This is a genomic window from Acinetobacter sp. SwsAc6, assembly GCF_013391565.1.
GTDB classification, from domain to species: Bacteria; Pseudomonadota; Gammaproteobacteria; order Pseudomonadales; family Moraxellaceae; genus Acinetobacter; species Acinetobacter cumulans.
Window position 1 is genome coordinate 14,023 of record NZ_JACAXE010000001.1, and the last position, 16,481, is coordinate 30,503.

Sequence of the window (16,481 nt, forward strand, 5' to 3'; positions counted from 1 at the left end):
TCAATATTTGCAGAGTAACAAACATGTCAGAAATACAGTGTCCATGTGGTTTAGGCGTGTATGCCGAGTGTTGCCAGCTTTTACATACAGGTCGTGAACAAGCCCAAACCGCTGCCCAGTTAATGCGATCTCGTTACAGTGCTTTTGCCTTACAGCAAATTGACTATATCGTTGCGACGACGGCACAAGGTCAGCAAGCCTTCTTAGATGTCCCTGCGATTACAGCTTGGAGTAAGGACAATCAATGGTTGAAGTTAGAGGTGGTACAAGCCCAAGAAAAGCTCGATAAAACGCATGCGCAAGTCGAATTTAAAGCGCATTATCATGATGGTCAGCAAGCACATATACACCATGAAATTTCACATTTTGTGAAGCACAATACGGCTTGGTATTTTCTCGATCCGACTGTAGAGATGCAAATCACCATGAAACAGCCGTGTATTTGTGGTTCAACGAAAAAATTTAAGCAATGCTGTGCGCAATTTCTGTAACTTTTTCTAAAATTTGACTTAGAATAGCGCGCATCTTTTACCCATCAGCGGATGAAGGGCAATGTTACTCACCATTATTTATATCATTGCAATTACGGCAGAGGCCATGACAGGAGCGTTGTCTGCGGGACGACGTAGTATGGACTGGTTTGGGGTAGTTCTGATTGCTTGTGTGACTGCCTTAGGTGGTGGCTCAGTGCGTGACGTATTGCTGGGACATTATCCGCTGACTTGGGTGAAACATCCCGAATACCTGATTCTGACTTGCTGTGCAGCTTTTGTGACCATTTTAATTGCGAAATGGATGCGTCACTTACGCAATATCTTCTTATTACTGGATGCCTTAGGCCTGATTGGCTTTACCATTATTGGTTGCCAAATTGCATTGGAAATGGGACATGGTTTTGTGGTGTGTGCAGTTGCGGGTGTTTTAACAGGCGTATCTGGAGGGATTTTACGTGACATTTTATGTAACGATGTTCCTTTAGTCTTCCGCCGTGAGCTGTATGCGTCTATTTCCTTTGTTGCAGTCATTTGCTATTGGATCTGTCTAGAACTTGGTTTGTCTCTAGAGTTAACCGTCATTGCCACCTTAGTCTTTGGTTTTAGCTTACGTGTTATTGCTATCTATTTTGGCTTAGAAATGCCGAAATTTATTTATAAAGACGATGACGAACAGTCAGCATCTTCTAAAGACCTATCTTAGTTTCATAGTAGAATGGCTGTGAGTGATCACGGTCATTCTGCATCTCGCACAATACTTAAAATAGCAAAATCATAATTCCTGTTGTGAAAGCAGCATACATTCTTTCACCCCATCAGAGATCTTGTTATGGATTTAGTCTCACGCATACAGCGTCTGCCAATCGGACGCTTTCACTACACTTTATTGTTGGTCATCGGGCTAGGTTGGATGTTTGATGCCATGGATACGGGGTTAATTTCCTTTATCTTGGCCAAAATGGCTGAAGACTGGGCCATGACGCCTGCTGAAAAAGGCTGGGTGGTATCTATTGGTTTTGTGGGTATGGCGATTGGTGCCGTGTGCTCAGGCGCTTTAGCCGACCGTATAGGACGTAAAACTGTTTTTGCTGTTACTTTAGTTATTTATAGCCTTGCGACAGCGGCCTGTGCCTTTGCTCCCAATTTAACTTGGCTGTTGCTGTTTCGTTTTGTGGTGGGTCTAGGTTTAGGTGGTCAGCTTCCTGTTGCCGTGACTTTGGTCAGTGAATATATTCCTGCTCATGTGCGTGGGCGCTTTATTGTATTACTAGAAAGTTTTTGGGGCTTGGGCTGGTTGGTGGCAGCTTTGGTTTCTTATTTTGTGATTCCAAATTTTAATTGGCATGCCGCCTTTTTAATCGGTGGCCTACCTGCACTATATGCCATCGTCATTTGGAAATTTGTGCCTGAGTCTATTCCGTATTTAATTAACCGTGGTCGTCATGCTGAAGCACATGCCTTGGTGAAAAAAATTGAAGCCAAGTGCGGTGTAGAGGTGATTGAAATATTTGAAGTGAAGCCCGTAGCACAGCAACAAAATGTGTCATTTAAACAACTCTGGTCGGGTGTATTCGCACGCCGTACCCTGATGCTATGGCTTATTTGGTTTGGTATTGTGTATTCGTATTATGGCATTTTTACTTGGTTGCCAAGTTTGCTGGTCAAACAAGGCTATACCATTGTGCAATCGTTCGAATATGTACTGGTGATGATTTTAGCGCAGTTGCCTGGTTATATTGTGGCTGCTTGGTTGGTCGAAAAATTAGGACGTAAAGCCACTTTGGCAGGCTTTATTGGCATGTGCGCAGTATCGGCTTATTTCTTTGGGCAAGCTGAAACGGTGACTATGATTGTGGTCTGGGGCTGTTTAATGTCTTTCTTCAATCTCGGTGCATGGGGCGTACTGTATACTTATACGCCAGAACAATATCCAGCCAACATTCGCGCTTTTGGTTCAGGTTGGGCGGCAGCCATTGGTCGTATGGGCGGTATTGTTGCACCTTTGGCGGTAACGCACATGATGGTCATGAACAATGGCTTTAGTATGGTCTTTACCATGTTTACCGCTGTATTGTTTGCAGTTGCCTTTGTGATTTTGGTGTTGGGTGAAGAAACCAAAGGTAAAACGCTTGAATCTTTAGGTTTATAAGAATGATGGGTTTTATTTGTTAAGACCCGTTTGACGGTCATTGATGGTTCGCGTGAAAAAAACGCAATGCTGACCTAAAGCAACGAACAGCAGGTGTTATAGATGAAATGCTATGGCCTGCTGTTTTTTTGTGCTGTAAAAATTAAATTAGAAGTTGAACATTTATCATAAAGTGGATAATTTTACGGCAATAGAACTGTCTGAAGACAATAATTGTCGCTGTGTGTAAGTTTCGCCACTTGTGTCCAGCACGGTAGAGACATAGCATAAGAACCCATATACAAAAACGAATTTATTAGGATTAAAGGTTGTTATGACAAGCCTTGCGCATCATGCGACAGAAAACCGTTCCGTAGCAGAATTTACCGAACAAGCTTATCTTAATTACGCCATGTACGTGATTATGGACCGCGCTTTGCCCCATATTAGTGATGGTCTTAAACCTGTACAACGCCGTATTGTCTATGCCATGAGTGAGTTAGGCCTCAAGCCTACAGGTAAGCCAAAAAAATCTGCACGTACTGTGGGTGACGTCTTGGGTAAATATCACCCACATGGTGACTTGGCGTGTTATGAAGCCATGGTGCTGATGGCGCAGCCATTTAGCTATCGTTATCCATTTATTGAAGGGCAAGGCAACTGGGGTTCACCCGATGATCCGAAGTCTTTCGCAGCCATGCGTTATACCGAGGCCAAGTTATCGGCATATAGTGATTTATTGCTCTCTGAATTGGGTCAAGGCACTTGTGATTGGCAGGACAACTTTGATGGTTCAATGAAAGAACCTGTGAATTTGCCTGCGCGTGTTCCTAATATTTTGTTAAACGGAACAACGGGTATTGCAGTCGGGATGGCTACCGATATTCCACCGCATAACTTACGTGAAGTCGTTAAAGGTACGATTGCGCTGATTCGTAATCCAAACCTAACGGATGAGAAAGTTGCAGAATATATTCCTGCGCCTGACTTACCAACCAAAGCTGAAATTATTACTTCACCCGATGAACTGCTGAAGATTCAAATTACAGGTCGTGGTAGCTACCGTACACGCGCAGTTTATACGATTGATAAAAACGAAATCGTGATTACTGAGCTACCGTACCAAGTTTCTGGCTCTAAAGTCATTTCGCAAATTGCAGATCAGATGCAGGCGAAAAAACTGCCATTGGTCAGTGATTTACGTGATGAATCAGACCATGCAAATCCTACGCGTTTAGTGATTGTCTTACGTTCAAATCGTATTGATGCTGAAGCGGTCATGAGCCACTTATTCGCAACAACTGACCTTGAGTCTAGCTATCGCGTCAACATGAATATGATTGGTGCAGATGGCCGTCCACAAGTGAAATCGATTCGTCGTATTTTGTTGGAATGGATTGAAATCCGTAAGACAACGGTAACGCGTCGTTTGCAATATCATTTAAATAAAATCGAAAAGCGTTTGCATATTTTGGGTGGCTTGATTGTGGCCTACCTAAATATTGATGAAGTGATTCGAATTATTCGTGAAGAAGATCAACCTAAACCGGTATTAATGGAACGCTTTGGGATTGATGAGATTCAGGCAGAAGCCATTTTAGAACTTAAGTTACGCCATTTGGCCAAACTTGAAGAAATGGAAATGCGCCGTGAGCAAGAAGAGTTGGAAGCTCGTGCAGCCATTATTCGTGAACAATTGGCCAATCCTGAATCACTCAAATCATTAATTATTAACGAACTCAAAGACGATGCGAAAAAATTTGGTGATGATCGACGTTCGCCAATTGTGCAACGTGAAGATTCACATGCGATCAATGAGCAGGACATGATGCCAGCTGATCCTGTAACGGTCGTGTTATCGGAAGCAGGTTGGATTCGTTCAGCGAAAGGCCACGACGTTGATGCCGAAAATCTAAATTTCCGCGCTGGTGATCAATACTTAAGTCATGCACAAGGTAAGTCAAATCAACGTGTATATGTCTTGGATGAATCTGGCCGTAGTTATGCTTTAGCGATTAATACTTTGCCATCAGCACGTGGTTTAGGTGAGCCTTTAAGTTCAAAATTATCTCCTGCAAGTGGCGTTGGCTTTAAACAGGTGTTTATGGCAGAGGATGATGCTGAGCTTTTAGCACTGAGTAATAAAGGTTATGGCTTTAAAACCCAAGCCAAAAACTTAGACACCAATGCCAAAGCTGGTAAGGCTTTCCTAACGTTATCTGACGATGCAAATCCATTGCCTTTACATGCGATTGAGCAATATACACATCTTGCACTGCTCAGTTCAGCAGGCCGTTTATTGTTAATTGACCTACAAGATTTGCCAAGTCTGAATAAAGGTAAGGGTAATAAATTGATACAACTTGAAGGCAAAGATCAAATTGTATCCATGACAACACTTAACCTAGATGAAATAATTCAAGTGCTTGCAGGAAATCAGCAATTAAAGCTAAAAGGTGATGACTTGCAGAAGTATATTGGGAAGCGTGCCTCTAAAGGTGTGCTATTGCCTAGGGGATATCAAAAAGCAAATAAACTGTTGATTCAAAGATAACACTAGCATCCATTGATCGAAATACGTTATATATGCATATATTCGAGAAATGGATGCGATATTAAGCAGTAACAAGTTAAATAAAGAATGCTTAGTATTGAGAAAAACAGTTGAATTATTAAGGATTTGTACAGGAGAATTGGGCATTATGGAAAAGATTTGGTTCGCAGAATACCAAAAGACAGGAATTCCAGAGACTGTAGAGTTACCGCAAGAAAATAGCTCATTGGTAGATATTTTTGAACGTAACTTCCAAAAATTTGGTTCACGTGATGCCTTTATCTTCATGGATAAAACCATCACTTTCGACCAGTTAGAAGAAGCAAGCCGTAAATTCGCGACATACTTACAAAGTTTAGGTTTGGCAAAAGGCTCACGTGTTGCCGTTATGATGCCAAACGTACTGCAATACCCAGTCGTGGCTTTAGGTGTATTCCGCGCGGGCCTCGTTCTTGTTAACGTAAACCCACTTTATACCGCACGTGAATTAGAGCATCAATTAAATGACTCTGGTGCAGAAGCATTAGTGATTGTTGAAAACTTTGCTTCTGTATATCAAGCAATTATTGGTAAAACGCCAGTGAAGCATGTGGTTATTGCTTCTGTTGGTGACATGCTTGGTGTATTAAAAGGCACATTAGTGAATTTTGTATTACGTTCTGTACGTAAGCAAATTCCAGCATGGAATATTCCAGGCCACATTCGCTTTAATGCGGCAATGGCAAAAGTGAGCGCGAGCAACTATAAACGTCCAAACTTAACCTTAAGTGATACAGCTGTATTGCAATATACAGGGGGTACAACGGGCGTTTCTAAAGGTGCTGAGCTGACTCACCGCAACCTAGTAGCAAACATGTTGCAATGTGATGGTATTTTCCAAAGCAAATTTGGCCAACAAGATGGCCAGCCAGATGATCGTATCTTCTGTGCATTGCCGTTGTATCACATCTTTGCATTTATGGTGTGTGCACTTTACGGTATGTACAAAGGTCAAGCCAACGTACTTATTCCTAACCCGCGCGATCTTCCAGCAGTCATTAAAGAATTACGTAAATACCAGCCGACGTTCTTCCCAGCTGTAAACACATTGTTTAATGCATTGGTTAACAATGAAGAGTTTAAACAGCTTGATCACAGCAAAATGAAGATGGCGATGGGCGGTGGTATGGCTGTGTTGCCATCTACAGCTGAAGCGTGGAAAAAAGTCACTGGTACGAACATTATTGAAGGCTATGGTCTTTCTGAAACTTCACCTGTTGCAACGGCAAATCCGCCTGCATCAATGGAGTTTAGCGGTACAATTGGTATTCCATTGCCACTAACTGAAGTTGCAATTTTAGATGATGATGGCAATGAAGTTGCTTTGGGCGAGCAAGGCGAAATCTCGATTCGTGGCCCACAAGTGATGAAGGGCTATTGGAACCGCCCAGACGAAACTGCCAAAGTAATGTTTAATGGTTACTTCCGTACGGGTGACATCGGTGTGATGGATCCACGTGGTTATGTGAAGATTGTTGACCGTAAAAAAGACATGATTTTGGTATCTGGTTTTAACGTGTATCCAGCCGAAATTGAAGAAGTGATTGCCAAACATCCAAAAGTGCTAGAAGTGGCGGCAATTGGTGTGGCTGATGAAAAATCAGGTGAAGTGCCAAAACTCTTTGTTGTGAAAAAAGATCCATCTTTAACGACAGAAGAGATTCTTGCATTTGCGAAAGAAAACTTAACTGGCTATAAACGCCCTCGTTATGTTGAATTTATGGATGAATTACCAAAATCGAACGTAGGTAAAATTCTACGTAAAGATTTGCGTAAAACTGCCTAATCTTTCCGATCTAAAAAAAAGCGCCTAAGGGCGCTTTTTTTGTTCATGATGTTAAATACTTTTTTTCATTAGCCAGCGATCGAAGTAGCGTCGGCCTACACCAAAAACACCCAAGAAAATAAACATAGTGCCAAATTGGCGACTGAATCCTGAGCGGTTAAAGGTGCCATAACTTAAAATATTATCGATCAGGCAAAATACTAAAATGGCCAGTGCCCAATGCCAAAGAGGCCAGCGTTTAATGGCTGTGGCATAAAAAGAAATCCACATCATCACAAAGGTCAGTAGGGTAGACCATACATTGAGATTGGCACAAATCACACACAATAAGAAGGCCGCAATGGGAAGAACGACTTTTAATACACGATCAACTTGCTTCTGATGACCGCGTTGTTGCGCTAGTGCATCATAAATTTGCTGTTGTTCTGGAGTGACCATGGCAGAACCTATATACACAATTTAATAAAACACTCTATTTAACAAAATTTATTCACTAAATGCCATGCTATGATGCTTTTAAATACTTTTCATTATGAGAAAAAACAAATGCAAAGCATAAGTGGGATCATTTATCTCATTTTGGGGGCTTGTCTACTCCCTTATGTTTTTACGATGATTGCCAAAAAAGCGGCGGGTTTTACAGCCAAAGATAACCAAAACCCACGAGAGGCATTAGCAAAATCAGAAGGTTTAGCCAGTCGTGCCCATGCCGTACAGCAAAATAGCTTTGAAAGTTTACCTTTATTTATTGCAGCCGTACTGATGGCTGAATATATGGTCATGCCACAACGCTTGATTATGACCTTTGGTATTGCATACTTGGTATGCCGGGTAATCTACGGAATTTGCTATTTAAAAAATTGGGCAGCTTTACGCACAATCGTGTGGTTACTGTCGATGCTGTGTCCTGTGACCTTGTTGTTATTGATTATCAAATTGACGTCTTAAGTTTTTTTAGATGAAATTTTAAGACGAAGATGCAAAATCACAAAAAATGAAACAAAAACCGTTATAATTATGTCGGTTTAAAAAGATTTAACTAGTTTAAAGAGTGATGCTATGAGCTACAGCAATATCCCTGCGGGTAAAGATGCACCAAACGACATCTATGTAATTATTGAAATTCCTGCAAATGCAGCACCAATCAAATACGAAATTGACAAAGATTCTGATGCTTTGTTTGTAGACCGTTTCATGGGTACAGCAATGTTCTACCCAGCAAACTACGGTTATGTACCAAATACATTGTCACTTGATGGTGACCCACTAGATGTATTGGTTGTAACTCCACACCCAGTTGAGCCAGGTTCTGTAATTCGTTGCCGTCCAGTGGGCAAATTGAATATGGAAGATGACGGTGGTGTAGATGCGAAACTTGTTGCAGTTCCACACGACAAATTGACTCCAATTTATAAAGATATTCAAGAATATACTGATCTTCCTCCGTTATTGATCAGCCAGATTGAACATTTCTTCCAACACTACAAAGACTTAGAGCCAGGAAAATGGGTTAAGTTAAGTGGTTGGGAAGGCGCTGATGTTGCAAAACAAGAAGTGTTAAGCTCAATTGCTGCATACCAAGAAGCAAATAAATAATTCCATTTGGAATGAGGCTGGATCAGTTTAATTTTGATTAGGCCAAAAAAACCTGCATCATGATGCAGGTTTTTTTATGTCTATCTTAAACAGGCTGCAAACTTAGAAAAGTTTTACAGGGATGTCTAAGAAGATACGCCATTCATTGGTGTCACCGATATATGCGCCATCGTATGCATTATTTGCACGATAGATTGAGTTGCGTAGACGCAAGCTTGCATCTTTAGCAAAGCCAGATTGAACTGTGTATTTCACTTGGTTGAAGAACTCTTGTTCTTTCCCTTCTTCTGTAGTGCCTGCAACTTTAATATCCCATCCATAAACATAAGCAGATGTCCAGTTCAAGCCAGGAATACCATAGTCAGCAAAGTTCAAATTGTATTGAACTTGCGCTGATTTTTCGTGGTTACCAATAAAGTCTGATAAGTATGAGTTTGCAACGTAAATTGATTGCGCACCATCAGCATTTTCGCCGTAGTCATAACCTGTGTTACCCGTGTTTTGTTGGTAAGCCAACATTACAGAGTGAGCACCTTGGTTCAACGTACCAGCAAGTGACCAAATACTGTTGCTACGGTCATCAACATTTTCATTACCAATTGTAGATGAGTAAGTACTTGCTTGTTTGTCCCACTCTGTGTGATAGCCATTAAAGTCTAAAGTTAAAGAGCGTTGTTCAGCTAAAGGAATTGTATAGTTGGCATTGATGTAATGGCGATCGAGTTTATTTTTAGAATCCATGCCATAGTAAGATGCATTCAGTTGATCATCAAACTTATATTTAGCACCCCAAACGACAGCGCTGTCCAAATGACGGGCATCTGTGCTGATTTGGTCTGAGTATTGGTTTTTGGTAAATTTACCCGCAATAACTTCTAAATTTTTAATTTCACGGCTTTTAATTAAAGTACCTTCAAAGTATTCAGGTACCATACGCGCAGTGTTGCTGGCCAATACAGGCAGGTCTAACACTTGAGTACCGTAACGCACTTCAGTATTTGAAAAACGTGCTTTTACATTTGCGCCACCACGTGCCCAATGATCGTAAGTATCGCCAGCCCCTTTAGTTAACTGACCTTTGCTATTTAGGCCTGTTTCACGTGGAATCATGCCGTTACCTGCATGTTTATTATCGCCCAATTTAACGGATGCATCACCAACAACGCCAACACCAAAACCGACGATGCCTTTAGTATAGCCAGACTCTAAATTGAAAATAGCTGATTCTGCTGTAGAACGGGTATCTTGTACGCCATTTTTTTTGTCACGGTCAATAAAACCAGTACGGAACAGCACAGTACCTTCAGCATCTTCTACAAAGCCTTTAGCTTCGCTTTGTTTGCTCGCGTATACAGAGGAGATTAAAAAGGCATTTACAAGTAAAGCCAGTGTCAATTGTTTTGATTTGAGCATTGGGAGAGAGCCTCATGCAAAAAAGTGTTGTGAAAAGGTATGTCGATTGTATAAGTATTCTATAAAAATACATTACTTTTATTGAATTTATACAACTAAAGTCATGCATTTTTTAGATAAGAAGTATTTGTGATATTTCTAAGCTATTAGAAAGATTGGAAATGTTTTTTTAATAATGAGTAAAAACATAAAGATAATTGAGCTTAATAGTCGCTGGTTTGTAAGTCTTATCATTGCTGGGACGACTAAGCTATAGAGTGACTGATAAGGTATTGAATTTTTTGCTTAATCCTATTTTTATAAAATAAAAATTGAATATTTAATAAAATTTAACGCCATGATTTAAATCATAGCGTGTATTCAATAAATAGAGATAAATAACATAAAATAAATCATTAAAATCTGTACTCATATTCGCACCAGCATTAAAAATCTAAAGCTTTGTTATAAATATCAAGGCTGTTTTTAATTGCTGAACTTTACTCAATGGTAAAGTGAGAATAGAATTCGCACGAAAATTGATACGAAAAAATGCGATAGCACATTTGAATATTTGGGGGGACTCTATCATGCCATTCATTTCACCACGCCGTGCGTTATGTATTGCACTTTCATTTTACGCACTTCCAAGCTTGGCCGCAGAAACGACGGATGCAGAGCCTCATGCGATTTCAGGCAGTGTATCTGTGGTAAATAAATATATTTACCGTGGTGGTGAAGAAAATGATGATGTGACACTACAAGGTGGTGTGCAATATGATCATCAAAGTGGTGTATTTGTGGGATATTGGGGTTCAATGTTGGGCTATGATCCCACAGATGAAACACAAAACAGTGGCTTTGAACACGATGTTTATATTGGCTATGGCGGTCAATTAAATGATCAATGGAGCTATAGTAGCCAAGTAACTGCTTATATTTATCAGGGCGGTGGTTCAGTTTATAACGATGATCGTTCATCGAAGCGCCGTACCACAGGCATAGAGTTGAATAATACACTGAATTACCAAGACCTCAGCTTAGGTTTAGGCGTGTTGCTATCTGATGTGAATTACGGCAATGCTGGCGATGTATATGTCAGTGCGGGTTATCAATATGCGCTTCCTTATGATGTTACTGCAAAAGCATTAGTGGCTGCCTACATTTATAATGATCATGGCGATGATGATTTTGTAGAAACACGCAAAAGCTTCCGCTTTAATGAAGCTCGCTTAGGCTTAAGCAAAGCTTTAGGCAGTACAGGTGCAGACGTTTTTGTTGAACAAGTGTGGGGAGGCAAAGATCGTATGGGTGAGAAATTTGATAATCCAACCTTGGTTGGCCTGAACTATAATTTTTAGTTCATAACGATGATGTGACTAAAACATATTGCTTTTGAGCGTAGAGTGCATAAATGTGAATTTATGCACTTTTTTTATGCATTTTTACAACACTTTGATGAAAAAGTGTGCATTAAAGGCGCTTTAATATATAAATAGTTACATGTTGTCATCGCATTGAAACTTTGGTCGACTTATCCAAATGGATGCATCGAAAAAATATGATTTTAGATATTAAGATTTATTTTTTTATATAAATAATAATAAAAAACAATATTTTATTTATTTCAAAGAACAACTTGAATGCTGAGCTGAGATTTATGAACTCAAAGTTGGCACAGCACTTGCTAATCCCTGTTGAGTATTCAAAATAAAATCGGGTGGGGATTTAAAATGTTAAAAAAACTATTAGCTGTATCTGTATTGGCAACAACATCTGGCGCTGTATTGGCAGAAGATAAAGCTGCAATGCCATTTGGTCTATCTTTTAGCGGTAATGCAGCGATCACAACAGATTATCGTTTCCGCGGTATTACACAAACAGAAACAGATCCAGCATTACAAGCAGGCTTTACTTTAGCGCATGAGTCAGGTGTTTATGTTGGCCTTTGGGGTTCAAGCGTGAACTTTGGTTCAGGTACGCCAAGCTTAGAATTAGATCCTTCTATTGGTTATGCAACAACTTTAGAAAGCTTTAGCAGTAAGCCAGTATTGGATGTAGGTGTGGTTTATTATAACTACCCAAGCGCAAGCGATTTAAATTGGGCGGAGTTATATGGAAAATTAACTTTTGCTGATGTATTTACGTCGGGCGATAGCTTACTCACCAACATTAACTATACCAATGATTATGCTGCATTCGACACCAGTAGCTGGAATTTCACTGCAGGTTATTCGGCACCCATTGGTGATACGGGCTTTGGCGCTGTGGCAGGTGTTGGCTATACTGTTGTAAATGATGAGAAAAAATATTCATTCAATGGCGATGATAATTACATCGATTGGAAAGTCGGTGTGAACTATGGCTTTAAGTCTATTCCAGGTGCTACGGCTGAATTGGCAGCAGTGGGCACAAACATTGATACTAAAGGTTTCACACATGCTCAAGAGCGTGGCGTAGAAACTGGTGCAGTATTTACGCTAACGAAGACTTTCTAATAAAGCTCAGCGTAAACTAGCTTTTAATAAGTTATAACAAAAGCCCTGAATACATTGTGTATTCAGGGCTTTTTTAGCATTGTATTTTTGCTAAGCAAAGATTGATTAGGATGGACTGCGATAGGACAAGGCTTCTGTTAAATGCGCCGTTTGAATCTGCTCGGCCTGTGCGAGGTCTGCAATGGTACGTGCAACGCGTAGAACACGATGATAGGCCCGTGCCGATAAATTGAGTCGTTGTTGGGCCATAGCCATGATGCTTTGCGCTGCCGTATCCAGCTGGGCAAATTGTTCTAATTGCTTAGGGCTAAGTGCCATGTTCACCGTATTTTGCCGTTGTATTTGATATTCGTAGGCTTGTAATACACGTGCGCGAACTGTGGTCGAGTTTTCTACAGCTTGTTGATTATTTAACTCATGTGCATGTAGTGGTGGTACATCAATATGCAGATCAATGCGGTCGAGTAAAGGCCCAGAAATCCGATTTTGATAGCGTTTAATTGCATCGGGTGAGCACTGGCAACGCGCATCTTGGTTAAATGCATAACCACATGGGCAAGGGTTCATGGCAGCCACCAACTGAAAGTTGGCTGGAAAGGTAATTTGGCGTGATGCCCGTGAAATGACAATCTCTTTAGATTCCAGCGGTTGTCTTAAAACTTCTAAGACTTTGCGGTCAAACTCAGGGAGTTCGTCTAAAAAAAGTACCCCTAGATGTGCCAAGGTAATTTCCCCAGGTTTTGGGTTTGAACCACCTCCCACTAAGGCAATTGCAGATGCCGTATGGTGTGGGGCTCGAAAGGGGCGTTGTCCAAAATGATGCTGACTATTGGCGATAGAATAAATACTGGCGACTTCAATGTTTTCCTGCATATTCAGTGGCGGTAATATGCTTGCCAAACGTGAAGCCAATAGGGTTTTTCCAGTGCCTGGTGGACCTTTAAACAATAATGAATGTCCACCTGCAGCGGCAATTTCGAGGGCACGTCGTGGGCGAAGTTGGCCTTTAACATCGGCCAAGTCAAAATTGTATTGACCTATAATGGATGTTCTCGGTGCTGTATAGGCGGTAATGGGTGCTTTTTGGGCCAGATGTGCACATACTTCATTTAAATGCCCTGCAGCAAAGACTTCAAAATTAGGGAGCTGCGCAGCCTCAGCGGCATTTTGTTGGGGCACAATGAGTGGATGTCCCAGTTGTTGGCAGGCAATAGCGATACTTAAGATGCCTGTAATTGGGCGTAAATGGCCATCGAGGGCCAACTCGCCAACAAATTCTAGCCCCTCTGCAGCCTGTTCAGGCAATTGACCAGAGGCAATCAAAATCCCTAAAGCAATCGGAAGGTCTAAACGAGAGCCATCTTTGGGGAGATCTGCTGGGGCTAAATTAATCGTTAGTCGCTTGTTTGGAAACTGAAAACCACTATTGATAATGGCAGAACGGACGCGGTCTTTACTCTCACGAACAGCGGCTTCTGGTAGTCCCACAATAGTTAAAGAGGGCAAGCCTTGACTCAAATGCACTTCTACTTCAATTAAAGGTGCATGTAAGCCCAAGAGCCCTCGGGTATAGATTTTGGCAAAAGACATATTGTTGTTCCATTATAGTGCGTTTTTTTTAATCATTATGCGTCTGTTGCTGCACCTATTTGGTGCTTATTTTTTTGTTCTGTAATTCTTTTTCGAGTTGCTCAACGTGTGCCAAGAGGGCATCTAAGCGTGAATTTGCATGATTTAAAGCTGTACGTTGGCGTTCAATCTCTGCTTGTGAGACCAAATCCATTTTGCTGACAGTTTCATTTAATAGTGCTCGTATATTGTGTTCAATATCTTTTTTGGGTTGTTCAATTTGCTCAAGAATAGCTTGTAATAAGGTTTCAATCATTTTATGTCTAATCCAATCATAAAATAGCGAGTGTAGCATTCACACTGGTTCGGCTATAGCCTTCGGCCGATTATATCGTATGAATCGATACTTAAAATCGTAATTCTTATGGTAAAAACGTCTAATTTTCGCGTTCAAGACGCAATTAAACGTATAAAATAGGTTATACATAAGCTTCGTGTTCAAAGTTTCTATTTTCCCCCGACCTTAGTAACTTTGGCATGAAAATTGAACATAAAACCTTACAGGTGAAATAAGCCGAAGGAAAACAAACATGAAACTTGTAACTGCTATTGTAAAACCATTCAAATTAGATGACGTGCGTGAAGCATTGTCTGAAATTGGTGTTCAAGGGATCACGGTAACTGAAGTCAAAGGTTTTGGCCGTCAAAAAGGTCATACTGAATTGTACCGTGGTGCTGAGTATGTAGTTGATTTTTTACCTAAAGTAAAAATTGAAATTGCGATTAGTGATGAAATGGTTGATTCAGTGATTGAATCAATTACCCGTGTTGCAAGCACAGGTAAAATTGGCGACGGTAAAATTTTCGTGACTAACTTAGAACAAGTTATCCGTATTCGTACCGGCGAAACAGGTGCTGACGCTGTCTAATTAATTGGCACGAAGTTTGCTGAGTACCTAATAACTCACAAAAACTAGGTTGGGGGATACGAATGAAAAAGATGTTGCTTGCGCTCAGTCTATCTGGCGCACTCTTAGGCGGTTCTGTTGCGTGGGCTGAAGAAGCTGCAACAGCGCCGACACCTACAGAAGAAATTTCAGTTGTAGAAACTGAGGCTACTTCAGCGGCACCAGTCGCTGAAACCGTTGCACCGGTGGAAGTTCCACCAGCACCAGCAAAAGAAGAAGTAAAACTGGACACAGGTGATACGGCTTGGATTTTAGTGTCTACTGCACTTGTTTTATTAATGACTATTCCAGGTTTAGCATTATTCTACGGTGGTATGGTTCGTAAAAAGAACGTACTCAGCACTATGGCACATAGCTTTGTAGCAGCTGGCATCGTAAGCTTAACATGGGTTGTTATTGGTTATTCGCTCGCATTTAGCTCAGGAAATGCCTTCATTGGTGGTTTAGATAAAATGATGCTTTCAGGCATTACCACTGATGCACTCACAGGCACAATCCCTGAAATTCTATTTGTTATTTTCCAAATGACGTTTGCCATCATTACCGTTGCAATTATTAGCGGTTCGATTGCAGAACGTATGAAGTTTGGTGCATTCGTTGCGTTCATTACGCTTTGGAGTGTAATCGTTTATGCCCCAATTACACACTGGGTGTGGGGTGGTGGCTGGTTAGGTAACGATGGTGCGCTTGACTTTGCTGGTGGTACGGTCGTTCATATTAACTCGGGTGTTGCAGGCTTAGTGGCTGCATACATGCTCGGTAAACGTATGGGGCTAGGTCGTGAATCTATGGCACCACACAACTTAACTTTAACTGTGATTGGTGCAAGCTTAGTTTGGGTGGGTTGGTTTGGTTTTAACGGTGGTTCTGCATTAGGTGCAAATGGTTCAGCTGGTTATGCACTCGTAGTGACACAAGTGGCAGCAGCAGCAGCAGCTATTGCATGGCTCATCACTGAAAAAGTGGTTCGTGGTAAATCATCGGTACTTGGTGGTGCATCTGGTGCGGTTGCAGGTCTAGTGGTGATTACACCAGCTGCAGGTTTTGTCACTGTAGGCGGTGCCTTAGCAATGGGCTTGATTGGTGGTGTAGTATGCTTCTGGGGTATTACCGCATTAAAACGCGTATTAAAAGCCGACGATTCACTTGATGCATTTGGTTTGCACGGTGTAGGCGGTATTGTGGGTGCGATTTTGACAGCATTCTTTGCCAGCTCTTTCATCATGGGCGATAAAGCACCAACAGACGTGATGCATCAATTATGGGTACAAGTAGAAGGTGTACTTGCAACCGTCGCTTACTCTGCAGTATTAACATTCATTATTCTTAAAGTGATTGATCTTGTGATTGGTATCCGCGTTGAAGCTGATGACGAACGCATGGGTCTAGACTTAAGCCAACATGGCGAACGTGTAGAATAATAATTCGACATTATACTGATGATCTAATATCAATAT

The 16,481-nt window shown here is 41.1% G+C and carries 15 protein-coding genes; 11 read left to right on the top strand and 4 right to left on the bottom strand.

What is annotated here, in order from left to right:
• Nucleotides 1-23 precede the first annotated feature (23 nt).
• The 5 genes from HYG93_RS00065 to HYG93_RS00085 all read left to right on the top strand — a co-directional run bounded on the left by HYG93_RS00065 (nucleotide 24) and on the right by HYG93_RS00085 (nucleotide 7,001).
• Nucleotides 24-491 (top strand): YchJ family protein, encoded by a 468-nt coding sequence (locus tag HYG93_RS00065; RefSeq protein WP_106983839.1) that lies wholly within the window; start codon nucleotides 24-26, stop codon nucleotides 489-491.
• Between the two features lie 61 nt (nucleotides 492-552).
• Nucleotides 553-1,197, top strand: a complete 645-nt coding sequence (locus HYG93_RS00070; protein ID WP_106983840.1) for a trimeric intracellular cation channel family protein — start codon at nucleotides 553-555, stop codon at nucleotides 1,195-1,197.
• A gap of 126 nt (nucleotides 1,198-1,323) precedes the next feature.
• Nucleotides 1,324-2,643, top strand: a complete 1,320-nt coding sequence (locus tag HYG93_RS00075) for an MFS transporter (RefSeq protein WP_106983841.1) — start codon at nucleotides 1,324-1,326, stop codon at nucleotides 2,641-2,643.
• A 313-nt stretch (nucleotides 2,644-2,956) separates the two neighbouring features.
• The gene (gene parC / locus HYG93_RS00080) at nucleotides 2,957-5,176 is read left to right on the top strand and encodes a DNA topoisomerase IV subunit A (RefSeq protein WP_120365902.1); all 2,220 of its coding nucleotides are present in this window, start codon (nucleotides 2,957-2,959) and stop codon (nucleotides 5,174-5,176) included.
• 148 nt (nucleotides 5,177-5,324) lie between these two features.
• Nucleotides 5,325-7,001 carry an AMP-binding protein gene (locus HYG93_RS00085; protein WP_120363862.1) on the top strand — a complete coding sequence of 559 codons (1,677 nt, stop codon included), beginning with the start codon at nucleotides 5,325-5,327 and terminating at the stop codon, nucleotides 6,999-7,001.
• Nucleotides 7,002-7,052: 51 nt separating this feature from the next.
• On the opposite strand, the gene HYG93_RS00090 is transcribed toward HYG93_RS00085, so the two are convergent.
• Nucleotides 7,053-7,439, bottom strand: a complete 387-nt coding sequence (locus tag HYG93_RS00090; RefSeq protein ID WP_120363863.1) for a hypothetical protein — start codon at nucleotides 7,437-7,439, stop codon at nucleotides 7,053-7,055.
• Nucleotides 7,440-7,547: 108 nt separating this feature from the next.
• Between HYG93_RS00090 and HYG93_RS00095 the strand changes: the two genes are divergently transcribed.
• Nucleotides 7,548-7,949 carry an MAPEG family protein gene (locus HYG93_RS00095; protein ID WP_120363929.1) on the top strand — a complete coding sequence of 134 codons (402 nt, stop codon included), beginning with the start codon at nucleotides 7,548-7,550 and terminating at the stop codon, nucleotides 7,947-7,949.
• Between the two features lie 111 nt (nucleotides 7,950-8,060).
• On the top strand, nucleotides 8,061-8,597 hold the full coding sequence (gene ppa, locus HYG93_RS00100) for an inorganic diphosphatase (RefSeq protein WP_106983845.1): 537 nt from the start codon (nucleotides 8,061-8,063) through the stop codon (nucleotides 8,595-8,597).
• Nucleotides 8,598-8,699: 102 nt separating this feature from the next.
• On the opposite strand, the gene HYG93_RS00105 is transcribed toward ppa, so the two are convergent.
• Complete coding sequence (locus HYG93_RS00105; RefSeq protein WP_120363864.1) at nucleotides 8,700-10,010, bottom strand: OprD family outer membrane porin; 1,311 nt, start codon at nucleotides 10,008-10,010, stop codon at nucleotides 8,700-8,702.
• Between the two features lie 569 nt (nucleotides 10,011-10,579).
• Here HYG93_RS00105 and HYG93_RS00110 point away from each other — a divergent pair.
• Both HYG93_RS00110 and HYG93_RS00115 read left to right on the top strand, forming a co-directional pair.
• Nucleotides 10,580-11,350 carry a TorF family putative porin gene (locus HYG93_RS00110; RefSeq protein WP_120363865.1) on the top strand — a complete coding sequence of 257 codons (771 nt, stop codon included), beginning with the start codon at nucleotides 10,580-10,582 and terminating at the stop codon, nucleotides 11,348-11,350.
• 372 nt (nucleotides 11,351-11,722) lie between these two features.
• On the top strand, nucleotides 11,723-12,487 hold the full coding sequence (locus HYG93_RS00115) for a TorF family putative porin (protein ID WP_106983848.1): 765 nt from the start codon (nucleotides 11,723-11,725) through the stop codon (nucleotides 12,485-12,487).
• Nucleotides 12,488-12,592: 105 nt separating this feature from the next.
• On the opposite strand, the gene HYG93_RS00120 is transcribed toward HYG93_RS00115, so the two are convergent.
• Nucleotides 12,593-14,077, bottom strand: a complete 1,485-nt coding sequence (locus HYG93_RS00120; protein ID WP_120363866.1) for a YifB family Mg chelatase-like AAA ATPase — start codon at nucleotides 14,075-14,077, stop codon at nucleotides 12,593-12,595.
• 55 nt (nucleotides 14,078-14,132) lie between these two features.
• Complete coding sequence (locus HYG93_RS00125; protein ID WP_120363867.1) at nucleotides 14,133-14,372, bottom strand: accessory factor UbiK family protein; 240 nt, start codon at nucleotides 14,370-14,372, stop codon at nucleotides 14,133-14,135.
• A 274-nt stretch (nucleotides 14,373-14,646) separates the two neighbouring features.
• Here HYG93_RS00125 and glnK point away from each other — a divergent pair, with 274 nt between their 5' ends.
• Together glnK and HYG93_RS00135 are read left to right on the top strand one after the other, a co-directional pair.
• Nucleotides 14,647-14,985 carry a P-II family nitrogen regulator gene (gene glnK, locus HYG93_RS00130; protein ID WP_004650081.1) on the top strand — a complete coding sequence of 113 codons (339 nt, stop codon included), beginning with the start codon at nucleotides 14,647-14,649 and terminating at the stop codon, nucleotides 14,983-14,985.
• Between the two features lie 62 nt (nucleotides 14,986-15,047).
• The gene (locus HYG93_RS00135) at nucleotides 15,048-16,445 is read left to right on the top strand and encodes an ammonium transporter (RefSeq protein WP_106983851.1); all 1,398 of its coding nucleotides are present in this window, start codon (nucleotides 15,048-15,050) and stop codon (nucleotides 16,443-16,445) included.
• The last annotated feature ends 36 nt before the right edge of the window (nucleotides 16,446-16,481 follow it).

Excerpts from the sequence above, each read along its gene's own strand:
- HYG93_RS00065 (WP_106983839.1), top strand. The coding sequence starts at position 24 with ATGTCAGAAATACAGTGTCCATGTGGTTTAGGCGTGTATGCCGAGTGT.
- HYG93_RS00070 (WP_106983840.1), top strand. The coding sequence starts at position 553 with ATGTTACTCACCATTATTTATATCATTGCAATTACGGCAGAGGCCATG.
- HYG93_RS00075 (WP_106983841.1), top strand. The coding sequence starts at position 1,324 with ATGGATTTAGTCTCACGCATACAGCGTCTGCCAATCGGACGCTTTCAC.
- parC (WP_120365902.1), top strand. The coding sequence starts at position 2,957 with ATGACAAGCCTTGCGCATCATGCGACAGAAAACCGTTCCGTAGCAGAA.
- HYG93_RS00085 (WP_120363862.1), top strand. The coding sequence starts at position 5,325 with ATGGAAAAGATTTGGTTCGCAGAATACCAAAAGACAGGAATTCCAGAG.
- HYG93_RS00090 (WP_120363863.1), bottom strand. The coding sequence starts at position 7,439 with ATGGTCACTCCAGAACAACAGCAAATTTATGATGCACTAGCGCAACAA.
- HYG93_RS00095 (WP_120363929.1), top strand. The coding sequence starts at position 7,548 with ATGCAAAGCATAAGTGGGATCATTTATCTCATTTTGGGGGCTTGTCTA.
- ppa (WP_106983845.1), top strand. The coding sequence starts at position 8,061 with ATGAGCTACAGCAATATCCCTGCGGGTAAAGATGCACCAAACGACATC.
- HYG93_RS00105 (WP_120363864.1), bottom strand. The coding sequence starts at position 10,010 with ATGCTCAAATCAAAACAATTGACACTGGCTTTACTTGTAAATGCCTTT.
- HYG93_RS00110 (WP_120363865.1), top strand. The coding sequence starts at position 10,580 with ATGCCATTCATTTCACCACGCCGTGCGTTATGTATTGCACTTTCATTT.
- HYG93_RS00115 (WP_106983848.1), top strand. The coding sequence starts at position 11,723 with ATGTTAAAAAAACTATTAGCTGTATCTGTATTGGCAACAACATCTGGC.
- HYG93_RS00120 (WP_120363866.1), bottom strand. The coding sequence starts at position 14,077 with ATGTCTTTTGCCAAAATCTATACCCGAGGGCTCTTGGGCTTACATGCA.
- HYG93_RS00125 (WP_120363867.1), bottom strand. The coding sequence starts at position 14,372 with ATGATTGAAACCTTATTACAAGCTATTCTTGAGCAAATTGAACAACCC.
- glnK (WP_004650081.1), top strand. The coding sequence starts at position 14,647 with ATGAAACTTGTAACTGCTATTGTAAAACCATTCAAATTAGATGACGTG.
- HYG93_RS00135 (WP_106983851.1), top strand. The coding sequence starts at position 15,048 with ATGAAAAAGATGTTGCTTGCGCTCAGTCTATCTGGCGCACTCTTAGGC.